Origin of the sequence: Pantoea dispersa, assembly GCF_019890955.1 — a bacterium.
Taxonomy (GTDB): Bacteria; Pseudomonadota; Gammaproteobacteria; order Enterobacterales; family Enterobacteriaceae; genus Pantoea; species Pantoea dispersa.
This window is the reverse complement of sequence record NZ_CP082346.1, coordinates 2,322,365-2,346,787: the sequence shown is the minus strand read 5'-3', so window position 1 is coordinate 2,346,787 and position 24,423 is coordinate 2,322,365. Positions and strand designations below refer to the sequence as shown.

Below are 24,423 nucleotides of genomic sequence, written 5' to 3'. Positions count from 1 at the left end.
AGAGCGGGCGGGTTAGGCCTGTTTCACCCGGTTCGCGAAGCTTTTACGCAGTTTCTGCAGCTTCGGCGGGATCACCGCCAGGCAGTAACCGTTGCGCTGACCCGCGCCATCCCAGTAATCCTGATGATAATCTTCTGCCGGGTACCAGGCTTTCAGCGGCTCGATAGTGGTCACCACCGGCTCGCTGTGATCTTCCTGCGCGCGGGCAATCGCCGCAATCGCTTCGGCTTCCTGCTCCGCGTTAGCCGGGAAAATCGCCGAACGGTACTGGGTGCCGACATCATTACCCTGACGGTTCAGCTGGGTGGGATCGTGGGTGGCAAAGCTGATGTCCAGCAGATCGCCGTAGCTCACTTTCTCCGGATCGAAGCCTACGCGAATCGCTTCGGCGTGGCCGGTCGCACCGCTGCACACCTGCTCGTAGGTAGGATTAGGACGTTCACCGCCGGTGTAACCACTTTCGACTGACTCGACGCCAATCACATCTTTGAATACTGCTTCGGTGCACCAGAAACAGCCACCCGCGATAATCGCATATTCGGTTGCCATTGTTTTACTCCTGTCAGGGCGAAAGCGTTAGAGTGGGGGTTCAGCACGCTGAATTCAAGCCGCTTTCTGTTAACATTTCTGGCGCAACCTTGCGCGGCTAAGTCTGTAGCGCCTTGCCATTGCGCGCAGACGATGTGCGCCGCACGGGTGCAGCATTGATGCAAACGCCAGCCGATCTGCCAGCGGCGCTTTTACCTGCGCGATAAAACGTTATTCAGCGGTGAGATGTCGTGGTTTATTTTGCGCGTAATAGCCCGGCTGATCCGAAGCAGATAATATTCTTGTTTAAATAGAATAACGCGGCTCAGCTGAGCCGCGTCAGGGAAATGACTTTCTGTCGGTGCGGATTAACGGATATTCCAGTAGTCTACAATATCGCTATTATTGAATGTGATATAGAGCCTATTACCGTGTATTTCGGTATTTCCACTACGTTTATCTGCCATTTTGCCTGCCGTAGAGGATACTTCACTTGCTGAGTTTGCCATACCTAACGCGCCGGATACCGCTCCCGCTCCCGGGATGTAGCCCAGCAGCGAAGAGGCGCTGCTGTAATCCGCATTTTTCTCGTAAATCCAGGTGGTGCCCTGAGAGGATTTTTGATTATCATCCGGGACACCATAAAGCTGCTGCACTTCCGCCTTGGTGGTTTTCCCTTCTTTAATGTGTGACTGAACGTAGGTCGCGCTGTATTTATCCTCACCCCCCGTCGACGAACATCCGCTTAACAGGATAACGAGCATCACCATTAAACCCATAAGGTTAATTTTCATTTTTCCCTCTTTGTAAGTTTATTGTAAAGTCCAGATTTAAATATCACGGCATTAAGGGCTACGCAATATTATAATGGTGCGCTTTATCTCATTTTGCTGATGTGGCAATTTCAATTGCGGCTAACCTTTTGATATGGGTTTGTTTTTGTGGTTATGCGCCGGCAATAAATTTTCAGTGATTTAAAAATAGCGCCGGCTATTCAGGGCAGTGAAGTTTAAGCATTAAGTGCTGTATTCGTTAGCGCCCGATATTGATTAATTATCTGTAAATTAATTTCATCATTAATCGCGTATCGATTGGTGTGAATTATCAATTTTCTCTCCCGCCGCCTTGCGATTATTCCGCGCAGCGTGACAGGTTCAGGGTTGCCTCGGGAGAGAGGTTAAGTCACTTTGCCTTCACGCGCGGCACGTCACTAATACGCGTGGTGTAAGCCGGAGACAGCATGTCGCGTTTCATCGCCCAGGGTTTCTGGATGCCCTGACCGGCAAACCACAAGGCACCGCGCTGGTGAGCGTTGATCTTATCCATCAGCGCCATCAACTGATCGCTGTTACGGCGCGGCTGATAGTCAGCAAACAGATCAAGCTGCGCCACCCCGTCGCTGAAGAAGTCTCCCAGCATCACGCCGCCTTTCAGGTAGCGCTTGCCGGGGATCCAGATGCGATCCAGGCAGTTGAGCGTGGCCTGAATGATGTCGCGGCTGTCGGCGGTAGGGGTAATCAGCGTCTGGCTGGCGGCATTGGCATAGTAGGGCTGATGCGGATCGTGCGGGCTGGTGCGGATAAAGGTGCCGATGTAGCGGCAGTACTGACGCTCGCTGCGCAGTTTCTCCGCTGCGCGTGCCGCATAGCTGGCGATGGCTTCGCGCATATCCTGATAATCGGTAATGCGATCGCCAAACGAGCGCGAGCAGAGGATATTCTGCCGGTGCGGAATCACCTCTTCAAACGCCAGGCACGGTTCGCCGCGCAACTCGCGCACGGTGCGCTCCAGCACCACGCCGAAATGCTTGCGGATCAGCGCAGTGGGGGTCTCCGCCAGCTGCAGAGCGGTTTGAATGCCCATCAGGTTCAGCTTGTTAGATAAACGGCGGCCGACGCCCCACACTTCCTCTACGCCCACCCGCTGCATCAGTCCGCGCTGGCGCGCCGGATCCGAGAGGTCCATGACGTTTTCGGCTTTGGTCCAGCGTTTGGCCGCCCAGTTAGCCAGCTTGGCGAGGGTTTTCGTTGGCGCGATGCCGACGCCCACTTTCAGGTGCGTCTCTTTCCACAGGCAGTCACGTACCTGCTCTCCAAAGCGCGTCAGCGAGGTGTAGCCTTCAATTCCGCTGACATCAAGAAAGGCCTCGTCAATCGAATAGACGTCCACGCGCGGTGCCAGCCGGTCGAGCGTCTCCATCACGCGCGCCGACATGTTGCCGTACAGCGCATAGTTAGATGAAAACACCACCACCTGATGACGCATCAGCTCGTCGCGATGTTTAAACCAGGGCGCACCCATTTTGATGCCGAGCGCCTTCGCTTCGCGGCTCAGCGAGATAATGCAGCCATCATTGTTTGACAGCACCACGATCGGCCTGCCGCGCAGATCCGGGCGAAACACGGTTTCGCAGCTGGCGTAGAAAGAGTTTACGTCGACCAATGCATACATCATCGGCACCCCGAAAATACTGTATATAAAAACAGTATAGGTCAGATGCAGTAAAAATGAGAAGCAGAAATCGATCTGTCCGGCCAGGTTGCTGGTGGGGAAAAGAACAGGGTGGTTACAGATAGCAGGACGAAAAAAACGGCGTTCCCGTCAGGGAAACGCCGTGGGCCAGGGGCCAGTTACTGCGCGAGAAAAAACGTGTCACTGCCTGGTCTGACTGAAAGTCAGGGCGCCTTCTTGCTGCCCGCTTCTGCCCCGGTGATCGGATCGATCAGCGGATCGGACGCGGTGCGTGCGGCCAGCGCGTCAATGTCGCGCTGCTCATCCGGCGACAGTGTCACGGAGGGCAGACCATCGCCGCCATCCACCGCCGGTTGCGGATCGGCCACATAATCGAAGTTATCATCGGAGTTCCAGCTACCACGCACGTCATCACCTTCTGACATGTTGTAGTAGTTGTGCGCATACTGCTCAATTGGCGGCAGCTTGCCCGGTGGGAAGTTGTCGCGAATGGAGTACAGCGCTTTCTCAAATGAAAGCTGGTGCGCGGCTTCACGCGTCATCAGGAAGCCTAACGCATCCTTCACGCCGACATCGTCAGTGACGTTGATCAGACGTTCATAGATGATTTTGGCGCGTGCTTCGGCGGCGATATTAGAACGCAAATCCGCCGTCACTTCCCCGATGGTATCCACGTAAGCCGCGGTCCACGGCACGCCGCCGGAGTTGGTCAGCGGCGGACCACCGCCATAAAGAATCGAAGTCAGATGGCTATCGTTACCGGCACCCGTGATTGAGCGATACAGTTCGCCTTCCTCTTCAGTGCCTTCGGCCAGCTTGCCTTTGGCACCTTTATTAAGCATGCCAACCAGCGAGCCGATAATCTCAAGATGGCTGAGCTCTTCGGTAGCGATATCCATCAGCAGGTCGCGGCGTCCTAAATCCTCATCGCCGAGGCCCTGGGTAAAATAGCGCATGGCCGCAGCCAGTTCGCCCTGCGGACCGCCAAACTGCTCTAACAGCAGATTGGCCAGGCCCGGGTTCGGCGCACTGACGCGCACCGTGTACTGCAGTTTCTTAACGTGTCGAAACATAGCTCACCTCAAAAAGTCTCTTACGAAAAGAGAAAATCAGCGTTTCGCTTTCGCGTCCGGGTCTTCGCTGCGCAGCAGGAACTGATCGGTCAGTTCAGGCATGTGCGTTAACATCCAGTCCGCCATCGCGATCTCCTGCTCACAGATCTGTTTGAGAATGGCCACGCTCTCCTGATCCCCGGCACGCGTGGCGGCGCTGATCAGGCTGGTGTAGCTGCCAATCTCGGCATTCTCGAACACGTAGCCGCTGATAGCGCCTTTCACCACTTCGTCTTCCGCGAAGGTACCGCCGAAGGCCTGGCCCATGGCAGCCATTTTCCCCATAACGTCTTTCACGCTGGAGTGGGAGATGCCGTGACGGTCGAGAATGGATTCCAGCAAAGACTGCTGCTGACGGGTTTCTTCGATGTGCTGCTCAATGCGTGCACGCAGCTGCGGGTAGTTTTCCAGGCGTTTTGCCATCTGCTCGAGCATGGTTTCGGCCTGTTTTTCCATGGCATGAGCGTCGCGCAGCCAGTCGTGATAATGCGAAAGTGCGGATGTGGTCGTCATATCTACCTCCGTTGTACGGCAGTCGCGTTACTGCTTTTCCGCGATATCCGTGAGTTTTTCATCGGTGGATTTTTCTTCGGCTAATGTGGCGGCCAGCAACTCTGCAGCCTGGTTAAGCTCCAGCTTTTTCGCCATGGCCACCAGCGTGCCGTAAGTGGCGATTTCATAGTGCTCAACCTTCTGCGCCGCGCCGATCAGGCCAGCATCGCGCACCGGGCCGGCTTCGGTGGATTCAATTAGCTCCTGCGCTTCTTCTACCAGGCCTTCCAGTGCATGGCACTTCATACGCATGATGCGCAGCTCATCGTGGCTCTCTACGACCTGATCGAGGCGCTCAATTTGTCCCTGGGTCTCTTCCAGATGTTGCTGAAAAGCGTTTTTTAAACTTTCATCGGAGGCTGCCCGGACCAGTTTGGGTAACGCACGGGTGATCTGTTTCTCCGCGCTGTAAACGTCCGAAAGATCGTGAATAAAAAGATCGAGTAGCGATTTAACTTTCATGGAATATTCTCCGAATCGGTGATTAACGGGAGGCTGAAGCCATTAAGTGATAACGCGATTAAGAGAGGGAATGAAACGAAGCAATAAATCCCTGTCATCCTGTTGATGACGGAGCATTCCCTGCTCCGAGACATTCCTTACTCTGCGTTACAGCGCATCAGGAATCGCGATGGCTATTCTGTCCGCCTTTTTTGCCGGCTTCGGACGCTTTCTCACGGTCGTTTTTGAAATTACCGCCGCTGTTTTGTCCGCCTTTTTTACCCGCTTCAGATGCTTTCTCTTTGTCTTCTGCGAAATTACCTGAACCGCCTCTATGCTCTGTCATACTATTACCTCGTGATGAGTAATAAATAACATGACGCATCTGCCGCCATGCATGTTTTGCACACTTAATACTAATGCAGGCTGCCTCACTGACAAGCGCGACGGCTATATTTTTCACGCCTCGCTAACGCTATATGGATGAGAAGGCTGGAGATTGTGGCTTAAAATAACCACGCTATTTTTAGCGAGCCGATAAATATTACGGCCTCGCTTTTAACCTGCCTGATGATTATTTATGCTCAACACATTATCCTCCGGTGGGAATTCTATCCGCCCGGCTTATTTATTTACGTTTAATCATTGAACGGCGAAGCGGCGTTAAATAGCGTCGAGCAGACGGTTCAATTCCGCCAGACTAAAAAGGGTCGCTTTGCGCACCACTTCTTCACCTTCACCTGAAAACCACTGCCGGCTGGTGTGCACGCTGCCATCTGCCAGGCACCATGCAAACCACACGGTGCCGGCTGGCGTGCCGTCCTCACCGCCGTCCGGGCCGGCATAGCCACTGACGGCAATAGCCAGCGTATCCCCGGAGAGCTTTTTCGCGCCGCAGGCCATCTCCCGTACCGCGGCTTCACTGACGGCGGTATCACGCGCCAGTGTCTCCGCGCTGACGCCCAGCACGCGCTGCTTCGCCTGATTGGTGTAAGTAATAAAGCCGCTGCTGTAAAAGCGGCTACTGTCGCTGGCGGCTGCCAGCGCGGAACCGACCCAGCCAGAGGTGCAGGATTCGGCGGTGGTGACGCTCAGGCCGGCGGCCAGTAATTTATTACCCACTTCGGTCGCTAAATTAACCAGTTCTTCATCCATATTCTGTATTCCTTGTCAGAGTGAAATTAATAAAACGCCGTCTCTGGCGCTGCTCACAGGCATTGCCAGTGGCGTGCATCCGAATTATAGGCGTAATTTCTGCACCGCTGCTCAGCCGAATTAAACTGTTACCGAAGCTCCCGGCGTTTACCGCTAAGCTTAAAATTTAGAACGAAGAGGGAATAACCGTAGCGATAAGATGTCAGCTAATTAACTGTAAGAGGAATAACGCCATGAAGAAAGATGAGTTAGCCAGCCGTGATTATCCGGTACAGGAGGATATGCGCTGGCAACGCAGGGAGAGCGTTATACAGCGTATCGGTGAATACGTGCTAATGGTGATTGTGATCCTGGGTGCCTGCGGGCTGTTTTCCAAAGGCATATTAAGTGACGGGCAGGCGCAGTCGGCTGATGGTTCCGTCAGCCTGCGCTATGAACGTTTTGGTCGCATCGACAGCAATATGAACCTGCGGATTCGCGTGGCACCGCAGAGCGGCGAACGTTTCACCGTCACGCTGGGCAGCGGCGCGTTAGACGATTTGCAGATCCAGACGCTACAGCCACAGCCACAGCAGGCCATCACGCGGGATAACACGCTGCAGCTGACTTACGCCAGCGAGGCGGCAGAAGGTCATGTGATCTGGCTGGGGCTTCAGCCGCAGGCGGCGGGGCGGGTGGCGCTGAGCGTGCACGTCAATCATCAGGTACCGGTAAAGGTATCGCAGTGGATTTACCCGTAAAAGGAGAACGTTATGGAAACGGTACTACGCGCAGCCGCCATTTATCTGTTGTTAATGGTGGTATTTAAAATTGCCGGTCGACGCACGCTGCTGCAAATGACCTCATTCGATTTGATTCTGCTGCTGATTATTAGCGAAGCCACACAGCAGGCGTTGCTGGGTGATGACTTTTCCGTTACCGGTGCCAGCCTCACCATCATTACCTTAATCACCATTGATATCGTGCTGGGCAAACTCAAAGCGCGCTTCCCGCTATTTGAACAAATGGCGGAGGGTGGGCCGCTGATTCTGGTGGAGCATGGCCGGATATTAACGCAGCGGCTAAAAATGTCGGGCATCAGTCGGGAAGATATCCTCGAAGCCGCCCGTTCAGGGCAGGGGCTGGAACGCATCGATCAAATTAAATACGCGGTGCTGGAAGTAAGCGGTCATATTTCCATCATCCCGGAAAATTCAGATAAAACTGAAAAATAGCAACAATCTCTCAATACTTGTTTGTGATGTGGATCACATTTTTGTTAATTAATTGATTTTATACCACTAAAATTATTTTGTACAAGTTTGAGAAAAAATCTTTACAAGCAATCCGCTATAAGCGCAGCGGTGAAAATAACCATTTGCGCATGGCTTTTTGTCGGCGCAAATATGCATATTAAATGTTGTTTTATCGCCAATCCCATCCATATTGTTTCTGTGTGGAGATATTCTGTCGTTTAACTGCTTAATTATTTTAATCAATGGGGTGACATATGACACAACGACGTGGTGGTGCAGGTAATTTTGCAGAAAATACCGAGCGTGCTCGCGAAGCGGGTAAAAAAGGCGGCAGCGTCAGCAGCGGGAATTTTAAAAACTGTCCGGAAAGGGCAGTAGAAGCGGGCAGGCGCGGTGGAAAAGTGAGTCGCCGCGGCAAAACCGCAACGGCGGAAGCTTAAACCGCCTTCTTTAAGGTAAATGCAGTCAGCGTAATCCTTAAGATGCCATGCAGGCAGTCTTAATCGCTAACGCAGCGGCGCAATTCAGGGAGTGAACCATTGCGCCGCACGCATTTTGTATTATCAGCGGCCGCGCCGCAGGGTACTAAAGAATGACATGCGGCAGTGCATATTAAGCGCAACGGCTGCAACCACCAGTAACGATTATCAGCGCGAGAGGAAATAAGCGAAAGGCAGATTTGGTAGCACTGATAATGACGAAATACGCCAGCGACTCATTATTTGTGTGGACCTGATCGGGCAGCGGCGATGTTAAAAAATTTCACTTTATGCTTGGTTTAATAACTTTTCGGTAGCACTTTTTGCAACAAAAATCCCCCATTCAGTTGTTTATCCTCTTGTACAGATTTTGAAAAACTTGTACAACTTAGCCAGAACATTTTTCTGACAACTTAATGTTAACGGGAGTCACTTATGCGCCAGAACGGATACACTCCGAACTCAGTCGAGGCGATTGCCAACTATTTTAGCAAAGCCACGCTGCCTTCGCAGCAGGAGACGCTGGGCCAGGTCGTGGTCGAAATCCTGCGTGAAGGCCGTAATCTGAACCGTAAATCGCTGTGTACTAAGCTGCTGCGTCGTCTGGAGCTCGCTTCTACTACGGAAGAAGAGCACCACTATCACCAGCTGATTGGCCTGCTGTTTGAGCGTGAAAGCTGAGAGCGAAGCGAAAGCGTCCAGGTTGTACACACGAAAACGCCATTCTGATAACGTATCACTGCATGTATGACTTGTGACGGGCTGTATCGCGCTGCGGCATAGTGGCGCTGTTTTTCTGTCGCGTTCCCGGTCGGGGCAGGCAGCATGCAGAGATTTATTGTGATATGAACAGAAGCGAATACCAGACTCTTATTGATGAGATCATCGGCGAAGCGGCGTTAACGCTGCTGCAGCGTTCCGGGCCAGTCACCACCCAGGCGTTGCTGGATGAGCTCCACATTATGCAGCAGCAGGCCAGCGATGATGCGCAGGCGGCTGCGATTCGCACGGCAATCGATGAAGTCCGGTCGAGCATGACGGCTGGACAAAAGCGGCGTGGCGAACAACCGGATCGCGATAACGTGCATCCACTGTTTGGCCACAACGGTCAGGCTGGCGGCAGCCGCAAGCATTAACTGACCGTTAAATTATAATCTGACTGTATTGCTCACAGTACGGGAAAAGAACGATGTCGGAGAATCACTCTCTCTATTCTGCGCTGCCGGACACGGAACTGGCGGCGCATTTTCGCGATGCCGGAGTGGCATTGAGTGAAGAAGCCGCGGTACTGAATGATATCATTCGTAGCGTGCTGGCCAGCGAAGGCCGCGTCAGTAACAAATCTATCATTCTTTGTCTGATTATGGCGCTGGAAGCGACACAGGATGAAGCGCAGGCAAGTGTGCTGCGCAGAACGCTGGAAATTGTGGTGGGTTATACGCCAGACGACGCCTGACTCAGAGGTCCCCGCGCAGGCGGGGATTGGTTCAGTGCATAAGATCTGCCAGTAGCCTTATTGCAGCATCGCAGCGATGCCGGAAATCCTCATCACGCGCGTCTGCTTTCATCGTATGCAGCACCTGCGTCACGTCATGTATCCTGAACACGCTACCTTCCCTGATAAACTCCGTCACCGCGCTGCCTATCAGCGCATACAGATCCGATGCAGGACGGTTAACTTGTTTCACGTCACCTCCGGGACTTGTATATCCGTACAGTGTTACACAGGTGATAACAACCCAACACCTTTTTCTGCTGTCAGTGAAAATGGCACTGGTTATTCGTCAGACACATTGCCAGGTGTTATCACGCTGCGCGAATAGTAATACGCTGCTGTAGCAGATTCATGCAACTAAAAAATGGTTGAGCGTGCCGATAACTCTATTTTAGCGCTGCGCTTATTGCGCCCGGAACATTCACCGACACGCTGCGCGGCGGGCGGGAATTATCGCGCCTGCTGCGACCGAGATTGAATTTATGCAGCCAGCTGCGGTACTGCCTGATTAATTCCTGCGCATTTTTTTCGTCACTGGCGCGACAAATAAACAGCTGGCTCATGGTCTGGTGCTCAGCCGCCGTGGCGTAGATCTCGCAGGTCATCTCGCGTTGCTGCAGTTCAATCGCCGTAAAATGTAACTGCGGCCACTGCTGCAGTCGGTTAGCGAACATTTTATAGTCCATTTTAGGATCCTTTTATTTTTCTATTTTCTACTGGTATTACCTGTAAAAGGCACAATAGACCAAAAGTGAAAAAGCGCCAGTTTTGCGGGTCACGACCCATTAAATAGTGCACAAAATGAAAAAAATATTTACGTGTACAGCTTTTACCGCTGCGCTTCTATTTGCGTGAAAGATTGAATAAGCGCAGCGGCTAATAGCGACAGTGCAGAAATACCGTCTGGCTCGCAGCATCGCCTATCCTCTATTAGGGTTAACTGATGGCTAACCAAAGGAGAAGAGGGCATGACCAATCCGAGTGCCGCCGATGAACTGGCGCTGATCGATCGCTACTGGCGCGCCGCCAATTATCTGTCCGTCGGGCAAATCTACCTGATGGCCAACCCGCTGTTACGCGAACCATTGCAGCCCGGGCATATCAAGCCGCGACTGCTTGGCCACTGGGGCACGACGCCCGGCCTGAACTTTATCTATGCGCACCTCAACCGCATCATCCGCCAGCGCGAGGTGGATCTGCTGTACGTCTGCGGTCCGGGGCACGGCGGACCGGGCATGGTGGCGAATAGCTGGCTCGAAGGCAGTTACAGCGAAATCTATCCGCACGTCAGTGAAGATGCTGCAGGCATGCAGCGCCTGTTTAAGCAGTTTTCATTTCCTGGCGGCATTCCCAGCCATGCGGCACCGGAAACGCCGGGCTCGATTAATGAAGGCGGCGAGCTGGGCTATTCGCTGTCGCACGCGTTTGGCGCGGTTTTCGATCATCCGCAGCTGATCGTACCCTGCGTGATTGGTGACGGCGAAGCCGAAACCGGGCCGCTTGCCGCCAGCTGGCACGGCATCAAATTCCTCAATCCGCAGCGTGATGGTGCAGTGCTACCCATTCTGCATCTGAACGGCTACAAAATTGCCAACCCGACGCTGCTGGGGCGCAGCAGTGATGACGATCTGCAGCAGCTGTTCAGCGGTTACGGTTATGAGCCGCTGTTTGTCTGCGGGCACGAACCGGCCGACATGCATCAGCAGATGGCGGCAGCGCTGGATAACGCGTTTGATAAAATTGCCGCTTATCAGCAGCAGGCGCGCAGCGGCCAGACAGAGCAGGCGATCCCGCGCTGGCCGATGATTGTGCTGCGCAGTCCGAAGGGCTGGACCGGCCCGAAAGAGGTGGACGGTAAAAAGGTGGAAGGTTTCTGGCGTGCGCATCAGGTGCCGGTGGCGGCATGTCGCGAAGACGCGTCGCATCGGCAGGTGTTAGAGCAGTGGCTGCGCAGCTATCAGCCGGAAGATCTGTTTGACGAGGCGGGTAAACTCAGGCCGGAACTGCGTGCGCTGGCGCCGCAGGGGGATAAACGCATGAGTGCCTCACCCTATGCCAACGGCGGACGGCTGCGCCGCACGCTCAACACGCCGGACATCCGCGAGTTTGCGCTCGACACCGGCGCGCCGGGCAGCCAGCGCGGCGAAGCCACTAAGCAGTTCGGCCACTACCTCAGCGCGATTTTTCAGCGCAACGCCGATAACTTCCGTCTGTTCGGGCCAGATGAGACCGCCTCGAATCGCCTGACGCCGGTCTTTGACGTCACCAGCCGCAGCTGGATGGCAGACATCGAACCGTATGATGAGCAGCTGGCGCGTGACGGTCGGGTGATGGAAATTCTCAGCGAGCATCAGTGTCAGGGCTGGCTGGAGGGCTATCTCCTCACCGGACGACACGGGCTGTTCAACTGCTATGAAGCCTTTATTCATATCATCGATTCGATGTTCAATCAGCACGCCAAATGGCTGAAGGTGACGCGCAAGCTGGGCTGGCGCCAGCCGATCTCCTCGCTCAACTATCTGTTGTCTTCACATGTCTGGCGCCAGGATCACAACGGTTACAGCCATCAGGATCCCGGTTTTATCGATCACGTGGCGAACAAAAAGGCGGATATCGTGCGCATCTATCTGCCACCGGACGCGAACACCCTGCTGTGGGTGGGCGATCACTGTCTGCGCACCTGGGATCGCATCAACGTGATTGTCGCTGGCAAGCAGCCGTCACCGCAGTGGCTGGACATCGACAGCGCCATTGCCCACTGTGAGGCGGGTATGGGCGAATGGCGCTGGGCGAGCGATGACGGCGAGCCGGATGTGGTGATGGCCTGCGCCGGCGATGTGCCCACCATGGAGACGCTGGCGGCGGTGGATCTGCTGCGAAACTATCTGCCCGCGCTGCGCATTCGCGTGGTCAACGTGGTGGATCTGCTGGCACTGCAGACGCAGCAGCAGCACCCGCACGGTAAGTCGGAAGAGGATTTCGATGCGCTGTTTACCCGCGACAAACCGGTGATTTTCGCCTTTCATGGCTATCCCAGCCTGATTCATCGTCTGACTTATCAGCGCAGCAATCACGCCAATTTCCACGTGCACGGATTTAACGAAGAGGGCACCACCACCACGCCGTTTGATATGACGGTGCTCAACGAACTGGACCGCTATCATCTGGCGCAGGCGGCGATTTTGCATGTGCCGGGCCTGGCCGATCGCCATCCTGAATTGCTCGACGACCTGCAGCAGCGCATCGCGGAGCACCATCGCTACGTGCGCGAACACGGTGAAGACGTGCCGGAAGTGCGTGACTGGCTGTGGCCGGGCTAATCCGGGCCGGGCGAAAAAAAACCGCCTGAGAAGGCGGTTTATGGTTTATTCGGCCTGTTTATCCCCGGATTCAGGCGCGCTGGTTTCGTCATCTTTCGGCTTCGGCTCGGGGCTGTTTTTACGCGGATCGTAATCCGGCTGGTCGCCGTGAACGGGACGATCGGTCATTGTATACTCCTTAACGGTTACCATGTGAACCCGCGCCACCGTTGCCAATTGCGCGGATGTAAAGGGCGGCTGCGCGGCTCAGCCCGGAACATTCTGCCGCTTCTCAGTTTGCTGATGTTTCCCCATAGCCAGTGCGCTGGCGCTGGCCGGATCGAACAGCGACAGGCTTTCAATCTGGTCGACCATCAGCACCTTACGGAACTCCAGCGCGCTTTTGGGTTTGGAGACAAAGCTAATCTCGTGCTGGTAATACCAGCGGCTGTAGTTATGCTCAATCGCCAGATTCAGCGTGCGCGAATCGCGGTAGCCGCTGAGCATCGGAATCAGCACGATATTGGCGGTGCTGGGATATTCAAAGGTGGCGGCGTGAATCATGCCGATGTAGATACGGCGCGATTTCAGCGTGACCCAGGCCAGTTCACCTTCTTCCATGCAGTGCAGCAGCAGTTGTTCAATACCGTTAGAGCGCGACAGGCGCTGATACAGCTCTTTGCGACTGCCGGCGGTCAGCCGCGCGCTGCCGGCATTGGAACGATACACACAAAACAGCACGGCAAACGCCAGCATGATCACCACCGGTGCCTGAATGCCAAGAAAACTCCAGGTCATGAAATCGACGTGCCAGCGCGCATGGAGATCGGCAGACAGCGCCAGGCTGTTATTGATGGCCGAGGCCGCCAGCAGCAGCAGCCAGACCAGGCCGGTGGCGACCACGCCCTGAACGACAAAAATGCAGCCGTACAGCGCAATGAGAAAATAGACGTCCCAGCCAAAGGATCGTTTTATTTTCAGGCGGCTGGACATATCACGACTGGTGTACCAGTAGCCGCAGACCATCAGCACCATAAATATCGCGGTTCCCATCAGATATCCTTTAAGCGCTTAATATGATCGGCGAAGTCCTGCTGTACCTGTGGACTAAGAGGATTAACCGAAGCGTTACCGTCTTCGTCAATAATAATCCGGTCACCTTCCTGAATGGATTCACGAATATCCTGGCGGCTCATCACCTGCAGTAATGATTCCGGACTGGAAAAAAAAGAGATAAAATAGCGCAATATCACGGCAGGCTGTTCCTGTAAGGCAATAAATAGTTAATTGATCATATAACGTTTTCTGCCAGATTCAGGCGGTTTCAGAGTTATCTGTTAAACGTGAGGAAAGTCAGCGCAGGGTAAGACAATAATCCGGGGGGTAACGGCGCGCTCCCTGCGCCATGGCCGCCTCATCCTGTGCTGGCCGGCGAATCACGAGCCGCGATTGCTGTTCTGACCGCCTTTTTTACCGGCTTCGGACGCTTTTTCGCGGTCGTTTTTAAAGTTGCCGCCGCTGTGCTGTCCGCCTTTTTTACCGGCTTCTGATGCTTTCTGTTTATCTTCTGCGAAATTACCTGAACCGCCTCGATGCTGAGTCATAATATATCCTCTTCATGAGTAATAAATAACATGACGTTGTTGCGCTGTCATGTGCGTGTTGCGTATTTAATACTAATCGCTGGTGCTATTTCTGCAAGCGTGACGGCGCATAAAAAGGGCATTTTTATTTTTTATCTTAGTTTGTTGAAATAACAATAATTCTGCGCTGTCGCTGCGCTTATTTAAAAATTTTGCGGCGGTGAAGTAATAAAATGAAACACTCCAGTGCAGCCAACCGGCCGGGCCAGACAGCTGACCCGGCGCCGTGAGCCACGCTAAATAACCATGCCTAAAATCTGCAGGATGCTCTGCTGCGAAGCAGTAATAAAAGGAATGTCTTTGATGTGCTGCATGCCAAAGGCTTCATAAAATTTGCGTGCGCGCACGTTCTCGCCCATCACTTCCAGCCACAGATAGCCTTCCTGCTTATCGCGCGCGGCGTGGATAATGCTTTCGAACATGCGCCGGCCATAGTTTTTACCGGTTTCCTGCGGATTGAGGTAGAGCTTATTCAGCTGGGCACCGCTCATGCCGGAGTCCGGTACCGGCGTGTTCCAGGTCACTTTGGCAAAGCCGATGGGTTTGTTGGTTTCGGCAATCAGCCAGCTTTCGTTGGGGGCCACCAGGCTGCTGCGCAGTTCGGCCAGGCCGTACTCTTTGTCGATGAATTCATCCAGCTCGGCTTCGGAGACCCACATATGTTTGAAGTGGGCGCTGTAAGTCATGCGCCCTAGCTGATGCAGCAGTTCGGCATCATCAGGCTGCGCGTTGCGTATGGTGAATTCCATGCCAGTCTTCCTTCAGTTTTTATGTTTTATCCTGCGTTACGGCAGAGTGGGGGTGTCAGCGGGCATCCTGCCCGTACAGGTGACCCGTCATTATGCGCGAATCAAACCGGGTGTCATCCCTTTTGCGGTAAGGATGTTGGCTGAATGTTTTGATTTTTTAACAGGAAAGGAGGCAGGCGCAGGATGTCCAGCGGGCTGAACATCCTGAATTGAGGCGGGGGGTGCGAATTAAAAGCCGTAGCTGGTGAGGCGATGGTAAAAATCCATGTGGTTTTTACAGCCCAGCTTGCGTGAGATGGTGTTCTTATAGTGGCTGATGGTCTTATTGCTGAGGTGCAGCGCATGCCCGATCTCCGTCATGCGGCGCGGACCCGCCAGCCAGCGCAGCAGCGTGAACTCGCGCTCGGTCAGCACATCGGCGTTGCCGTGCGGTGCGGCGACGGCGGCAACGTTTTCCGGCGTCAGCACCGCACTGACCAGTGTCGCCAGCGGGCATTTTTTACTCAGTATCCGCGCTTCTTTCAGGTGGCGGGCCACGTAATTCAGCACGGCTTCATCGCTGATGTCGGTGAGAATCACCAGCTCGACGCCCGGTGTTTTGAGCTGCATCAGCAGCAGGCTACGCAGCGTCTCTTCCAGGTTTTTACTGGCAAAATGCAGTTCGCTGATCACCACGTTACGCCCGCGTCCGGTAGGGATCGGGTCATCCGGCGAGGTGAGCGTCAGGCAGCTTATCATCTGCCCGGAAAAGTAGAGGCGCAGACCTTCCGTAATCCAGCGGTCGCTATCCATAGTGAAGATGTTCAGCATTGTTTCCTCCTGTGCTCGCGGTTAACCCATTTGAACGGAAACCGCGCTGAGCCGATATCAGACGGCCTGCGTCAGGTTGTAGGAAAAGGCTGAGAAATGTCTGGGATGGCTGAGCTGCAGGGGGACAACAGGCAAGCCGGTTTCTGATGAATGAAGCAAAACCGGTGCGGTTGCGAACCGGGGAGATCGCCCGGGATGATGTCAGCCGCCACTGTTGCTCTGCCATTTCATTTTCCTGTCATTTTTAGTCTTTAGGGTGTCAGCTCCTCTGTATGGACATGAATAATATGAAAAGAAAAACCCTTTCCCTGATTCTCGGTTGTACCCTCTCGTTATCCACGCTGGCGGCGCAGCCGCAAACCGAACACTATAGCGTCACTTTTCCTCAGGGGACGCGCGTCAGCTACAGCGGTGCGTTCGCCAGCGCGTTTCCGGAGGGTTTGCCGGTAGGCATCGGTTCCGGTTTGCTGTTTACCGGCAGGCAGGGGGATACGCTCAACTTTGTGACCGTCACCGATCGCGGACCGAACGCCGACTCGCCTGACATGGGTAAACAGGAATCGAAAATTTTCGTCACGCCGGACTTCGCGCCGCTGCTGATGAATATCCAGGTGAAGAACGGCAAAGCGCAGGCGACGGACGCCCGACCGCTGCACGACGCAAAGGGCAACATTAACGGCTTGCCGCTGCAGAATGGCGTCATCGGGTCAACCAATGAGATCGCGCTAAGCGATAAGTTGAAAGTACTGCAGGGCGATAACCGGGGTCTGGATACGGAAGGCATTACGCTGGACGGGAAGGGCGGATACTGGCTGTGCGATGAGTATGGTCCGTTCCTGATTAACGTTGATAAGCAGGGCAGGATCCTGGCGATTCACGGGCCGCAGGCCATGGAAGGGGAAAAATCGATCGCGGGTGGTCTGCCGAACGTTCTTAAATGGCGTCAGCCAAATCGTGGCTTTGAAGGGATCACGCGCATGCCGGATGGACGCATCATCGCCGCGGTGCAGAGTACGCTGGATATCAACGGGAAAAGTAAAAAGCAGGCACGCTTTACCCGCCTGGTGAGCTTCGATCCGGCCACCGGGAAAACCGCGATGTATGGTTACCCTATCGACAGCGAGGCGTACAGTAAAAACAGCGACGCGAAAATTGGCGATATCGTGGCGATCGATAATCAGCACATCCTGCTGATTGAGCAGGGCAGCGACAAAGACGACGCGATGCGTAACCTTATCTATAAGGTGGATCTCAGTCAGGCCACCGATCTGGCCACATTCGATAAGGCTGGTGACTACCCGGAGTTTGACGACGCAAAAACGCTGGCGCAGCGCGGCATCGTGCTGGCAACGAAAACGCGGGTGGTGGATCTGCGTCAACTCGGCTGGCAGCAGGAGAAGGCCGAAGGGCTGGCGCTGATCGACAGTAACACGCTGGCGGTCATCAATGACAATGACTTCGGCGTGAAAATGGTGCTGCAAAATCCGGTGGAAGGTAAGAAGCGCAAGGATTATCGGGTCAACGACCAGGGCAGGCTGACGGTAGATGACAAGCCGGTTGCCACCACCATCAGCGTGAAGCCGCTGGATAAAGCCAGCTCGGACAGTGAGTTGTTTATCATAACGCTGGCGGAACCGCTGCAACCGTAGAGGCTGCCGTGCTGGCGCAGAACACCGGTGCCAGCACGAAAATGCTAAAGGCTGAATGACTCCCTTGCTTCATCGGGGGGGCATCGCGGACCCGGGTTTAATATGTAAAAGAATGAGTGAGCAATAATTCAACTGTACCAGGCTGGAGCAAGCCTGATTTTTCCCCACTCTTCAGGGTCATGACCGGGTATTAATGTCGCGTTATATCGTTCGGTTAGCTGACGCAGTTTTCGGACGGACTGAGCGACATCCGTGGCTGACGTCATCAGTCCAGGGAGCGCCCTCTCATGGTAATGATCTAAGGTGTAAGCCGCATCAATCGCCAGCATAAAATGTTTACCGCTGGGTAAGCTGATAAGAAAAGATTGATGCCCCGGTGAATGCCCTGGCGTGAAAACACACTTTATCGTGCCATCACCGTAAAGGTCATAGTTATCTTCAGGCAATCCGTTGAGAAAAAGCCAGTTGAGTTCAGGACGATCGTAATCGTGTCGGCAATAGGCGTCCGATGTAAACCAGTCAGGAGCTAAGGCATATTCAAACTCTCGCTTCTGAACCACATGAGTGGCATGGGGGAAGTGACCAATTGCGCCAGTGTGATCAGCGTGCAAATGGGACAACACCACATAGCGGATCTCCTCTGGAGCGATGCCAAGCCTTTTAAGCTGTTCCAGACAGCCCTGTTCTTCTGACATCACCGGTTTAAACTGCTCTATACCCTTTCCCCAATAGGCAGCAGGGTTTTTCAATCCTGCTACAGCCAGACCACCGTCAATCAGGGTAAAACCCTCCGGATGGGTCAGCAGAAACCAGGGAACCGGAATTTCATAACGTTCGCCTGCGCCCTGATTCATCCGAATATGCTGATATTTACATTGCTGCGTTCCTGACTGGAACATGAAAAGTTTGATATATGACATGGTTGTATTCCATTTGAAAATCAATTTTATAGATCAACATTTGCTGAATCCTTACCTGAACGATGAGTTTTCATCATCTCGTAGAAGAGCAGTAGATACCTGTATCGAATTACATTTATCGGCAAAACCAATATAATCGCTACATGGATCTCTTCTCTGCAATGCGCATATTCATCAGGGTGGTTGAGCGGGGCAGCATGTCGGCTGCAGCCCGCGATCTCGGCATTGGCCAGCCTGCCGTCAGTGAAAGAATTGAAAAACTGGAAGCACATCTTGGTACGCGTTTACTGAGGCGCAACACGCGGAATATGTCTCTGACACATAGCGGTAATGTGTTTTATGAGCGAAGTAAAACGGCGATTCAGGCGGCAGAGCACGCTCTTTCTGTGAATGAAGAAAATCAGGCTTTGCAAGGCAAAATCCGTATCGCGGCGCCTTATTCTGCCGGAGAAAGCTTGCTGATGCCTGCGTTGTTACAGCTTCAGAACGAACATCCGGAGCTGCAGATCGATGTCATTTTTAACGACCGTATCATCGATCCCGTCACTGAGGGGGTGGATATATCCCTGAGGCTGGGAGAGATATCAGAAGGATTTTTTGTCGCACGTCCACTTGGTAGCGTGCGCAGAGTGTTGCTGGCCTCTCCCTCTTTGCTGGCTAAAATCGGTTATCCACGCTCTCCGGATGCGCTGACTGATTATCCATTTGCTGCTGTTTCTGGCGTATTTGCCAGTAATCGCATTCCAATGCTCGCCTCTGAAGCCCAACTCGTTAATGTTCCCGTCAACGTTAAATTTCAGTCCACGCACTGGAGAAGTGTGCTCTCCTATTTATTAGCAGGGCATGCCATTGGTGTTTTGCAATTTCCGGTTTGCAGAAATGAAATTGCACAGGGTTCGCTCATCCCCATTTTAAGTCATTATTCGATCCCGCCTTTTAATGCCTGGTTGCTCCATCCACCGGCTGGCATGATGTCATATGAAACGCGAATTTGTGTTGGTCTGCTGGAGCGTTATCTAAAAAATTCTCTGTCTGAAATGATGGAATATGAATAACGTCTGCGCCTGGCACAAAGCAGATATGCTGGCAGGATAAGGTTCCGCTTTAAGCGGGAAGCAGTCATAACAACCTCACGCGTTGCGCGGGTGAGTAAACCCACCCGGTCAGTGGCGTTAATGATCAAAGCCCATCATCAAGGTTTTGGCCCTGCCAGATATTCAACTGCCCGGCGCAGAACCGATTCCGCCGGCGCGTTACTTCAGGTCCAAAGCGGCCATCACTGCTGCTACTTCTGCCACCTCTGCGGCCGATAAGGATAACAGGGGACGAGGCAGACAGTCGGCATCGGTCAGCCCCAGTATGCCTGCTGCCGCTGCGATCACGCGGAGACTTCCGCCATGCTTACGGAACAGATCCCATAAAGGTTGCAGGCGGTGAGTTAGGGCAGTAACGCGTTCAGCGTCGTTAATGGCTGCGGCCTGCGTAATTTGTTTAGCGGTTTCCGGGAAGATACCGCCACAAACGGAATACCAGACTTCACAACCGGCATTCAGCCCCAGCCCGGCACTGGCGTCACCACTAATACCCAGGGTCACGCCAGGACGAAGATGTTTTCGTAATGCTGCGACGCGTTCAACCGCAGCGATGGGGGTATCCGGTACTCCCGGAATTTTAACTGAGCGAATCCCTTTCAGTGACGACAGCTGCCCGAGCAGTTCGTCGGTAAAGCGGAAATGCGTGGTGCCGGGGTTGTCATAAACACAAACCGGTACTGAAGCATGTCGGGTAACCGTCTCAAAGAGGGCATACACCTCTTCATTACGCAGCGGCTGGTAACTCATCGCCGGCAGCAGCAGCGCAGCAGCGCCTGCGGACTGCGCATCTTCAGCCAGATGCAGTACGGCATCGGTACTGATAGCACCCACGCAAACCATCACGGGAATCTCCCCGGCAACCTGACGGGCCAGCGTTGCGCTGCGTTTGCGCTGTTCCCTGCTCAGGTAAGCATAGCTGCCGGTTGAACCCAGAACACCCAACGAATCGACACGGGCTGCCGTCAGGCGAGCCAGGATCTTCGTGAATCCCTGTTCATCGACACCACGCGCGGTGACAGGCGTTAACGGGAAAGCAGACAAGCCGGTGAACATGCAGAGTCTCCAGAACTGAGTTAAAGGTGTTACTCGCCGATGAGGGTGACGTTACACTGCCGTCCGGGCATCATTTCTTCAAGGCCGTCGGTCAGCATCTTTCCAGCTTCATGCAGCTGATCGAGCGGCATCTGCGGCAGACTTTCCAGAATAAACCACATGTGTTGCGCTTCAACGCTTAAGCGAGTCCTGATTCCCTGCCGCCAGTTCCAGCGACGGCAGGTTACGCCGGCATCATCACACCAGACGACTTCGCCAGGCGCAGGATATTCCACCGCCATAACCCCTTCTTTCATGGTATCAAAGGGTTCCGTGCCTGTTGCCACCGTCAGGCGAGGTGCACCCCGGTACGCGGCAATATTTTCTCCCCCTACGGGCACGGCATAACGCAGACTGACAGCGTTATAAAGATCAACGACCGGATCGAGCGCGGGCAGGGTGCCATCGCGAAGCACGCGTTTGCGTAGCGCCTCAGCAGAACAGGGCGTGCGTTTGGGTTTGGCACCAAATTTCTGAAACACATCGGCCCATGCGGCCAGATGGGATTCAGCCCAGTTGGGGGAATCTGACAGCACCGCCTCACAGGCCGCCTTCAGTGCCGTTACCCCGACGTGCGGATTCACGACAGGCGCTGCCTGTACACTGATGCTGAGCGCCTGAAAACCGGGGGCGATTTGATAGACTTCAGGGGAAATTGACGCAGATACGATTAACACGCGATAATCCTGTAATGACCATTTTATTTCATAATAGCGACCAATGACCAAAAAAGTCAATTTAGTGACCTTTGCCGGCGCAGATGTCAACACGGTTAACGAAGCCGTATCTCTGCGGATTAAGCAGTTTCGTAAACAAAGAAAAATTTCTCTCGATGAGTTATCCCGCAAAGCCAGTGTCAGTAAGGGGATGCTGGTAGAAATTGAAGGGTGTAAGGCTAACCCCAGCATTGCGCTGCTATGCCGGCTTGCTGCTGCCATGGGCGTGTCCGTGGCGGATTTTGTTGATGTCAGCGCCAGGCCTGATGTGCACATCATCTCTGATACGGACATCCCCGAACTCTGGACAGGAGACAAAGGGGGAAGCGCCAGGCTGCTGGCCGGCTCGGGTGGACCCGATATGCTTGAGCTGTGGCTGTGGGAAATGCGGCCAGGCGAAAAGTTTGAATCACCCGGGCATACCTCAGGCACGCTGGAGCTACTGCACGTAAAATCCGGAACCCTCACGCTTGGCGTGAAAGAGAGCGTATTTCAGGTAACGGCGGGATTTTCCGTTACAGCCAAAACCGATGTTCCACATTTCTACGCAAACCAGGGAGAAAACACGCTGAACTTTATCATGACGGTGAATGAAAAAGCGTCATAAGCGTTTTTTCAATAAACGGCCAAAGAAGCCCTGATTTGTGCGCAAATAATCATCCTTGGTTTTCGCTATTCATGTCCGTTTCTGCCACCAGGCGGACTGTGTATTCGCCATGAGCGAGGAGCGGATATTTGCGACAAAGAGTCGGGGAATATCACACAGCGGCCAGGTCGATATCGCACATGGCTTGATCTAATAGCCGCTGGCGCCTTATTAAGGTATATAAAATATCCGGATCGCTACCCGAATGGGTCGATGAGGATATCTGACTACACCGTTGGAATAGTACCGCCATCGATGACAAATTCAGTACCGGTGATCGCGGCAGCATAAGATGATGCGAGGAAGACAATGAGATTAGCCACCTCAATGGGTTGAGAAGGGCGTCCCAGCGGAATACCGCCAAGTGCCTTCATGATGATCTGCTTACCGCCTTCGTAATCTGTTCCTGCCTGCTGCGCCAGCCGTTCCGCCATGGCCACTGAAGCTTCGGTCTCGATCCAGCCGGGTGCCACGCGAACCACCCGAACCCCCTGCGACGCAACCTCTTTCGACAGGCTTTTACTGTAGGCTGACAGCGCCGCTTTCGCTGCTGCATAACCCGTGGTTGATTCTGGTAAGGGCAGTTCTCGCTGGATAGAAGTGACATGGATGATCACTCCGCCCCCCTGCTGCAGCATGGCAGGCAACAGCGCACGATCTAAACGTACCGCGGGCAACAGATTCAGATTGAGCTCCTGTTGCCACTCCTCTTCACCCAATGCTGCAAAGCCACCACCGGGTGCGGTAGAACCGCCGGCCACATGAACAATGATGTCGACGCCTCCCAGATGTGTCTGAACGGCTTCCGCGACTGAGTTACACCCTTTAACCGTGGTCAGGTCTGCCGTTACGAAAGCGTCTGCCCTACATTCTGCGGATGCGTGGCGTGCGGTTGTTAATACTGTTGCACCCAGCTGTTTGAATAGCCCAACTACCGCTTTACCCACACCTTTGGTACCCGCAGTGACCAATATGCGTTTACCGTGGAAATCGAGATCACATGGCATTGAAGAATCTCCGGTCTGTTGAAGTGGCAGTACCATAATCAGTAATGCTGGCAATATCGCCACCCTTGCTGATTACGAAGTCGTCATAAATAGCAAGCCGTAATGTGAATGGCATAGACCTGTACTCCCTTTGTTTACAGTACGGTCATATTCCACATAGACTGTTAAATTGACAAGTACGCACAAAAAAGTGAGTTACTGAATGATGAGTAAGTTATACAGTCCGGAATCAGCCGCAAGCGGAGTGGAGCAGGTTATTCAACTGCTGGAAGGGCGCTGGAAATTAATCATCCTTTTTCATCTGTTCGACGGCAAAGTACAGCGCTATTCAGATTTTGAAAAATTAATTCCCGGTATTTCGCAGAAGATGCTGGCGCAACAACTGAGACAGCTGGAAGCCGACGGTATAGTGTCGCGGATGGTGTATCCTCAGGTGCCACCGAAAGTGGAATATCGACTCACTGAATGGGGACAGGCACTTTGTCCTGCTCTTGATGCCATGCTGAAATGGGCGGAAAAACGCCCGACTTAACCGGCCAGGACGCTGAGCCTGATCAAATTTAACCTGTTCAGGCTGGTGTTTAGGGTATAAAGCGTGCTTTTATTCGTAGTGACTGAGAATTTCATAAAATTAAATTTAACGTCCCTGTTATGAACCCGTGATTGCCCCGCGATAAAATAGTAAGAAAACGTGGTTTATAAACGGTAAGTTCAGGAGGTTTCTTTGCAGGCAGATACGACACGACTTCATCTACGAACGGTAATTGAATCTGACGCTGATGATCTTTTCAGAATTTATGGCGACCCTGCTACAAATACCTTCAACCCCGCAGGTCCGTATCCCGATATTGATTATGCACGTCAGGTGTTGGCTCGCTGGCTTCAGCACTGGGAAACGTACGGTTTCGGTAATTGGGCTATCGCGCTGACGGACAATCCGGGGAGAGTCATTGGTTTTGGCGGACTCAGCATCAGGAGCTATGCCGATTTATCAATCAATAACCTTGGATATCGCTTCTCTACAGAGGCATGGGGAAAAGGGCTGGCGACAGAGTTTGCTAAGTATACGGTCGACTATGGTTTTGGTGAAATAAAGTTGGCTGAAATATCTGCTGTAGTACGGGCAAATCATCTGGCCTCGCAAAAAGTTCTAACCAGGGCAGGATTGCAGTACTTACGAGAAATTCATGATGTGAAAAGTGCGCCCCCAAGCTTGCTTTTCACCTTGACTCAGGACAAGTGGAATAACAAATAAATATGCGGGGCACACTGTCTCCCGCCGGATGCCATCAATTTCCGCCGTGCTCTAAAATTAATGCTGCGAATCCG

Annotated in this window: 32 protein-coding genes; 12 read left to right on the top strand and 20 right to left on the bottom strand. The window is 53.5% G+C overall.

Annotated features, from left to right (window positions below):
* Nucleotides 1-12: 12 nt before the first annotated feature.
* The 8 genes from msrA to K7H94_RS10855 form a co-directional block, all read right to left on the bottom strand.
* On the bottom strand, nt 13-549 hold the full coding sequence (gene msrA / locus K7H94_RS10890; RefSeq protein ID WP_059010355.1) for a peptide-methionine (S)-S-oxide reductase MsrA: 537 nt from the start codon (nt 547-549) through the stop codon (nt 13-15).
* 347 nt (nt 550-896) lie between these two features.
* The gene (locus K7H94_RS10885) at nt 897-1,322 is read right to left on the bottom strand and encodes a hypothetical protein (RefSeq protein WP_245001371.1); all 426 of its coding nucleotides are present in this window, start codon (nt 1,320-1,322) and stop codon (nt 897-899) included.
* Nucleotides 1,323-1,710: 388 nt separating this feature from the next.
* Nucleotides 1,711-2,979, bottom strand: coding sequence for a translesion error-prone DNA polymerase V subunit UmuC (umuC, locus tag K7H94_RS10880; RefSeq protein WP_058757630.1), 1,269 nt, complete (start codon nt 2,977-2,979; stop codon nt 1,711-1,713).
* A gap of 224 nt (nt 2,980-3,203) precedes the next feature.
* On the bottom strand, nt 3,204-4,073 hold the full coding sequence (locus tag K7H94_RS10875) for a manganese catalase family protein (protein WP_058757631.1): 870 nt from the start codon (nt 4,071-4,073) through the stop codon (nt 3,204-3,206).
* A 36-nt stretch (nt 4,074-4,109) separates the two neighbouring features.
* Nucleotides 4,110-4,625: a ferritin-like domain-containing protein gene (locus tag K7H94_RS10870; RefSeq protein ID WP_021506332.1), complete on the bottom strand. Its 516-nt coding sequence runs from the start codon at nt 4,623-4,625 to the stop codon at nt 4,110-4,112.
* A gap of 27 nt (nt 4,626-4,652) precedes the next feature.
* Nucleotides 4,653-5,126 (bottom strand): YciE/YciF ferroxidase family protein, encoded by a 474-nt coding sequence (locus tag K7H94_RS10865; protein ID WP_021506331.1) that lies wholly within the window; start codon nt 5,124-5,126, stop codon nt 4,653-4,655.
* A gap of 157 nt (nt 5,127-5,283) precedes the next feature.
* Nucleotides 5,284-5,451, bottom strand: coding sequence for a con-10 family general stress protein (locus tag K7H94_RS10860; RefSeq protein WP_021506330.1), 168 nt, complete (start codon nt 5,449-5,451; stop codon nt 5,284-5,286).
* Nucleotides 5,452-5,768: 317 nt separating this feature from the next.
* A complete protein-coding gene (locus tag K7H94_RS10855; protein WP_058769659.1) occupies nt 5,769-6,260 on the bottom strand; it encodes a nicotinamide-nucleotide amidohydrolase family protein in 492 nt (163 codons plus the stop codon).
* A gap of 233 nt (nt 6,261-6,493) precedes the next feature.
* Between K7H94_RS10855 and K7H94_RS10850 the strand changes: the two genes are divergently transcribed.
* The 6 genes from K7H94_RS10850 to K7H94_RS10825 all read left to right on the top strand — a co-directional run bounded on the left by K7H94_RS10850 (nt 6,494) and on the right by K7H94_RS10825 (nt 9,430).
* Complete coding sequence (locus tag K7H94_RS10850; protein WP_222951028.1) at nt 6,494-7,000, top strand: hypothetical protein; 507 nt, start codon at nt 6,494-6,496, stop codon at nt 6,998-7,000.
* Between the two features lie 12 nt (nt 7,001-7,012).
* Nucleotides 7,013-7,474, top strand: a complete 462-nt coding sequence (locus K7H94_RS10845; RefSeq protein WP_021506327.1) for a DUF421 domain-containing protein — start codon at nt 7,013-7,015, stop codon at nt 7,472-7,474.
* A 275-nt stretch (nt 7,475-7,749) separates the two neighbouring features.
* A complete protein-coding gene (locus tag K7H94_RS10840; RefSeq protein ID WP_072209941.1) occupies nt 7,750-7,935 on the top strand; it encodes a con-10 family general stress protein in 186 nt (61 codons plus the stop codon).
* 474 nt (nt 7,936-8,409) lie between these two features.
* Nucleotides 8,410-8,655, top strand: coding sequence for a regulatory protein YcgZ (gene ycgZ / locus K7H94_RS10835; RefSeq protein WP_021506325.1), 246 nt, complete (start codon nt 8,410-8,412; stop codon nt 8,653-8,655).
* A gap of 164 nt (nt 8,656-8,819) precedes the next feature.
* A complete protein-coding gene (locus K7H94_RS10830) occupies nt 8,820-9,110 on the top strand; it encodes a hypothetical protein (protein ID WP_058757636.1) in 291 nt (96 codons plus the stop codon).
* Between the two features lie 53 nt (nt 9,111-9,163).
* On the top strand, nt 9,164-9,430 hold the full coding sequence (locus K7H94_RS10825; RefSeq protein WP_058757637.1) for a biofilm development regulator YmgB/AriR family protein: 267 nt from the start codon (nt 9,164-9,166) through the stop codon (nt 9,428-9,430).
* 31 nt (nt 9,431-9,461) lie between these two features.
* Here K7H94_RS10825 and K7H94_RS10820 read toward each other — a convergent pair whose 3' ends face one another.
* A complete protein-coding gene (locus K7H94_RS10820) occupies nt 9,462-9,662 on the bottom strand; it encodes a hypothetical protein (protein ID WP_222951027.1) in 201 nt (66 codons plus the stop codon).
* 193 nt (nt 9,663-9,855) lie between these two features.
* Nucleotides 9,856-10,155, bottom strand: a complete 300-nt coding sequence (locus K7H94_RS10815; protein WP_072208616.1) for a hypothetical protein — start codon at nt 10,153-10,155, stop codon at nt 9,856-9,858.
* 282 nt (nt 10,156-10,437) lie between these two features.
* Here K7H94_RS10815 and K7H94_RS10810 point away from each other — a divergent pair, with 282 nt between their 5' ends.
* Nucleotides 10,438-12,789, top strand: coding sequence for a phosphoketolase family protein (locus K7H94_RS10810; RefSeq protein ID WP_222951026.1), 2,352 nt, complete (start codon nt 10,438-10,440; stop codon nt 12,787-12,789).
* Between the two features lie 45 nt (nt 12,790-12,834).
* Here the strand turns inward: K7H94_RS10810 and K7H94_RS23150 are convergent, their stop codons facing one another.
* The 6 genes from K7H94_RS23150 to K7H94_RS10785 form a co-directional block, all read right to left on the bottom strand.
* Complete coding sequence (locus K7H94_RS23150; RefSeq protein WP_021506319.1) at nt 12,835-12,957, bottom strand: hypothetical protein; 123 nt, start codon at nt 12,955-12,957, stop codon at nt 12,835-12,837.
* A gap of 78 nt (nt 12,958-13,035) precedes the next feature.
* Nucleotides 13,036-13,821: a hypothetical protein gene (locus K7H94_RS10805; RefSeq protein ID WP_222951025.1), complete on the bottom strand. Its 786-nt coding sequence runs from the start codon at nt 13,819-13,821 to the stop codon at nt 13,036-13,038.
* Nucleotides 13,821-14,018 (bottom strand): hypothetical protein, encoded by a 198-nt coding sequence (locus K7H94_RS10800; RefSeq protein WP_222952045.1) that lies wholly within the window; start codon nt 14,016-14,018, stop codon nt 13,821-13,823. Before K7H94_RS10800 ends, K7H94_RS10805 begins: the two co-directional genes overlap by 1 nt.
* Nucleotides 14,019-14,204: 186 nt before the next feature.
* Nucleotides 14,205-14,372, bottom strand: a complete 168-nt coding sequence (locus K7H94_RS10795; protein WP_222951024.1) for a con-10 family general stress protein — start codon at nt 14,370-14,372, stop codon at nt 14,205-14,207.
* A 275-nt stretch (nt 14,373-14,647) separates the two neighbouring features.
* A complete protein-coding gene (locus tag K7H94_RS10790) occupies nt 14,648-15,160 on the bottom strand; it encodes a GNAT family N-acetyltransferase (protein WP_021506315.1) in 513 nt (170 codons plus the stop codon).
* Nucleotides 15,161-15,388: 228 nt separating this feature from the next.
* On the bottom strand, nt 15,389-15,970 hold the full coding sequence (locus tag K7H94_RS10785) for a response regulator transcription factor (protein WP_141495533.1): 582 nt from the start codon (nt 15,968-15,970) through the stop codon (nt 15,389-15,391).
* A 287-nt stretch (nt 15,971-16,257) separates the two neighbouring features.
* On the opposite strand from K7H94_RS10785, the gene K7H94_RS10780 reads away from it, so the two are divergent.
* Nucleotides 16,258-17,619, top strand: coding sequence for an esterase-like activity of phytase family protein (locus K7H94_RS10780; protein WP_222951023.1), 1,362 nt, complete (start codon nt 16,258-16,260; stop codon nt 17,617-17,619).
* Nucleotides 17,620-17,747: 128 nt separating this feature from the next.
* On the opposite strand, the gene attM is transcribed toward K7H94_RS10780, so the two are convergent.
* Entirely contained in the window at nt 17,748-18,539 is a 792-nt protein-coding gene (gene attM, locus K7H94_RS10775) for an AttM family quorum-quenching N-acyl homoserine lactonase (protein WP_222951022.1), read from the bottom strand.
* A 161-nt stretch (nt 18,540-18,700) separates the two neighbouring features.
* On the opposite strand from attM, the gene K7H94_RS10770 reads away from it, so the two are divergent.
* The gene (locus K7H94_RS10770) at nt 18,701-19,594 is read left to right on the top strand and encodes a LysR family transcriptional regulator (RefSeq protein WP_222952044.1); all 894 of its coding nucleotides are present in this window, start codon (nt 18,701-18,703) and stop codon (nt 19,592-19,594) included.
* Between the two features lie 198 nt (nt 19,595-19,792).
* On the opposite strand, the gene K7H94_RS10765 is transcribed toward K7H94_RS10770, so the two are convergent.
* Complete coding sequence (locus K7H94_RS10765; protein WP_222951021.1) at nt 19,793-20,686, bottom strand: dihydrodipicolinate synthase family protein; 894 nt, start codon at nt 20,684-20,686, stop codon at nt 19,793-19,795.
* 29 nt (nt 20,687-20,715) lie between these two features.
* On the bottom strand, nt 20,716-21,402 hold the full coding sequence (locus K7H94_RS10760; RefSeq protein WP_222951020.1) for a B3/B4 domain-containing protein: 687 nt from the start codon (nt 21,400-21,402) through the stop codon (nt 20,716-20,718).
* A gap of 43 nt (nt 21,403-21,445) precedes the next feature.
* Between K7H94_RS10760 and K7H94_RS10755 the strand changes: the two genes are divergently transcribed.
* Entirely contained in the window at nt 21,446-22,048 is a 603-nt protein-coding gene (locus K7H94_RS10755; protein WP_222951019.1) for a helix-turn-helix domain-containing protein, read from the top strand.
* Nucleotides 22,049-22,314: 266 nt separating this feature from the next.
* Here K7H94_RS10755 and K7H94_RS10750 read toward each other — a convergent pair whose 3' ends face one another.
* Nucleotides 22,315-23,094 carry an SDR family oxidoreductase gene (locus K7H94_RS10750; RefSeq protein WP_058757650.1) on the bottom strand — a complete coding sequence of 260 codons (780 nt, stop codon included), beginning with the start codon at nt 23,092-23,094 and terminating at the stop codon, nt 22,315-22,317.
* A gap of 205 nt (nt 23,095-23,299) precedes the next feature.
* Here K7H94_RS10750 and K7H94_RS10745 point away from each other — a divergent pair, with 205 nt between their 5' ends.
* Both K7H94_RS10745 and K7H94_RS10740 read left to right on the top strand, forming a co-directional pair.
* The gene (locus tag K7H94_RS10745; RefSeq protein WP_104186817.1) at nt 23,300-23,626 is read left to right on the top strand and encodes a winged helix-turn-helix transcriptional regulator; all 327 of its coding nucleotides are present in this window, start codon (nt 23,300-23,302) and stop codon (nt 23,624-23,626) included.
* 192 nt (nt 23,627-23,818) lie between these two features.
* The gene (locus tag K7H94_RS10740; RefSeq protein WP_141495529.1) at nt 23,819-24,349 is read left to right on the top strand and encodes a GNAT family N-acetyltransferase; all 531 of its coding nucleotides are present in this window, start codon (nt 23,819-23,821) and stop codon (nt 24,347-24,349) included.
* Nucleotides 24,350-24,423 lie beyond the last annotated feature (74 nt).

Excerpts from the sequence above, each read along its gene's own strand:
- msrA (WP_059010355.1), bottom strand. The coding sequence starts at position 549 with ATGGCAACCGAATATGCGATTATCGCGGGTGGCTGTTTCTGGTGCACC.
- K7H94_RS10885 (WP_245001371.1), bottom strand. The coding sequence starts at position 1,322 with ATGAAAATTAACCTTATGGGTTTAATGGTGATGCTCGTTATCCTGTTA.
- umuC (WP_058757630.1), bottom strand. The coding sequence starts at position 2,979 with ATGTATGCATTGGTCGACGTAAACTCTTTCTACGCCAGCTGCGAAACC.
- K7H94_RS10875 (WP_058757631.1), bottom strand. The coding sequence starts at position 4,073 with ATGTTTCGACACGTTAAGAAACTGCAGTACACGGTGCGCGTCAGTGCG.
- K7H94_RS10870 (WP_021506332.1), bottom strand. The coding sequence starts at position 4,625 with ATGACGACCACATCCGCACTTTCGCATTATCACGACTGGCTGCGCGAC.
- K7H94_RS10865 (WP_021506331.1), bottom strand. The coding sequence starts at position 5,126 with ATGAAAGTTAAATCGCTACTCGATCTTTTTATTCACGATCTTTCGGAC.
- K7H94_RS10860 (WP_021506330.1), bottom strand. The coding sequence starts at position 5,451 with ATGACAGAGCATAGAGGCGGTTCAGGTAATTTCGCAGAAGACAAAGAG.
- K7H94_RS10855 (WP_058769659.1), bottom strand. The coding sequence starts at position 6,260 with ATGGATGAAGAACTGGTTAATTTAGCGACCGAAGTGGGTAATAAATTA.
- K7H94_RS10850 (WP_222951028.1), top strand. The coding sequence starts at position 6,494 with ATGAAGAAAGATGAGTTAGCCAGCCGTGATTATCCGGTACAGGAGGAT.
- K7H94_RS10845 (WP_021506327.1), top strand. The coding sequence starts at position 7,013 with ATGGAAACGGTACTACGCGCAGCCGCCATTTATCTGTTGTTAATGGTG.
- K7H94_RS10840 (WP_072209941.1), top strand. The coding sequence starts at position 7,750 with ATGACACAACGACGTGGTGGTGCAGGTAATTTTGCAGAAAATACCGAG.
- ycgZ (WP_021506325.1), top strand. The coding sequence starts at position 8,410 with ATGCGCCAGAACGGATACACTCCGAACTCAGTCGAGGCGATTGCCAAC.
- K7H94_RS10830 (WP_058757636.1), top strand. The coding sequence starts at position 8,820 with ATGAACAGAAGCGAATACCAGACTCTTATTGATGAGATCATCGGCGAA.
- K7H94_RS10825 (WP_058757637.1), top strand. The coding sequence starts at position 9,164 with ATGTCGGAGAATCACTCTCTCTATTCTGCGCTGCCGGACACGGAACTG.
- K7H94_RS10815 (WP_072208616.1), bottom strand. The coding sequence starts at position 10,155 with ATGGACTATAAAATGTTCGCTAACCGACTGCAGCAGTGGCCGCAGTTA.
- K7H94_RS10810 (WP_222951026.1), top strand. The coding sequence starts at position 10,438 with ATGACCAATCCGAGTGCCGCCGATGAACTGGCGCTGATCGATCGCTAC.
- K7H94_RS23150 (WP_021506319.1), bottom strand. The coding sequence starts at position 12,957 with ATGACCGATCGTCCCGTTCACGGCGACCAGCCGGATTACGATCCGCGT.
- K7H94_RS10805 (WP_222951025.1), bottom strand. The coding sequence starts at position 13,821 with ATGGGAACCGCGATATTTATGGTGCTGATGGTCTGCGGCTACTGGTAC.
- K7H94_RS10795 (WP_222951024.1), bottom strand. The coding sequence starts at position 14,372 with ATGACTCAGCATCGAGGCGGTTCAGGTAATTTCGCAGAAGATAAACAG.
- K7H94_RS10790 (WP_021506315.1), bottom strand. The coding sequence starts at position 15,160 with ATGGAATTCACCATACGCAACGCGCAGCCTGATGATGCCGAACTGCTG.
- K7H94_RS10785 (WP_141495533.1), bottom strand. The coding sequence starts at position 15,970 with ATGCTGAACATCTTCACTATGGATAGCGACCGCTGGATTACGGAAGGT.
- K7H94_RS10780 (WP_222951023.1), top strand. The coding sequence starts at position 16,258 with ATGAAAAGAAAAACCCTTTCCCTGATTCTCGGTTGTACCCTCTCGTTA.
- attM (WP_222951022.1), bottom strand. The coding sequence starts at position 18,539 with ATGTCATATATCAAACTTTTCATGTTCCAGTCAGGAACGCAGCAATGT.
- K7H94_RS10770 (WP_222952044.1), top strand. The coding sequence starts at position 18,701 with ATGCGCATATTCATCAGGGTGGTTGAGCGGGGCAGCATGTCGGCTGCA.
- K7H94_RS10765 (WP_222951021.1), bottom strand. The coding sequence starts at position 20,686 with ATGTTCACCGGCTTGTCTGCTTTCCCGTTAACGCCTGTCACCGCGCGT.
- K7H94_RS10755 (WP_222951019.1), top strand. The coding sequence starts at position 21,446 with ATGACCAAAAAAGTCAATTTAGTGACCTTTGCCGGCGCAGATGTCAAC.
- K7H94_RS10750 (WP_058757650.1), bottom strand. The coding sequence starts at position 23,094 with ATGCCATGTGATCTCGATTTCCACGGTAAACGCATATTGGTCACTGCG.
- K7H94_RS10745 (WP_104186817.1), top strand. The coding sequence starts at position 23,300 with ATGAGTAAGTTATACAGTCCGGAATCAGCCGCAAGCGGAGTGGAGCAG.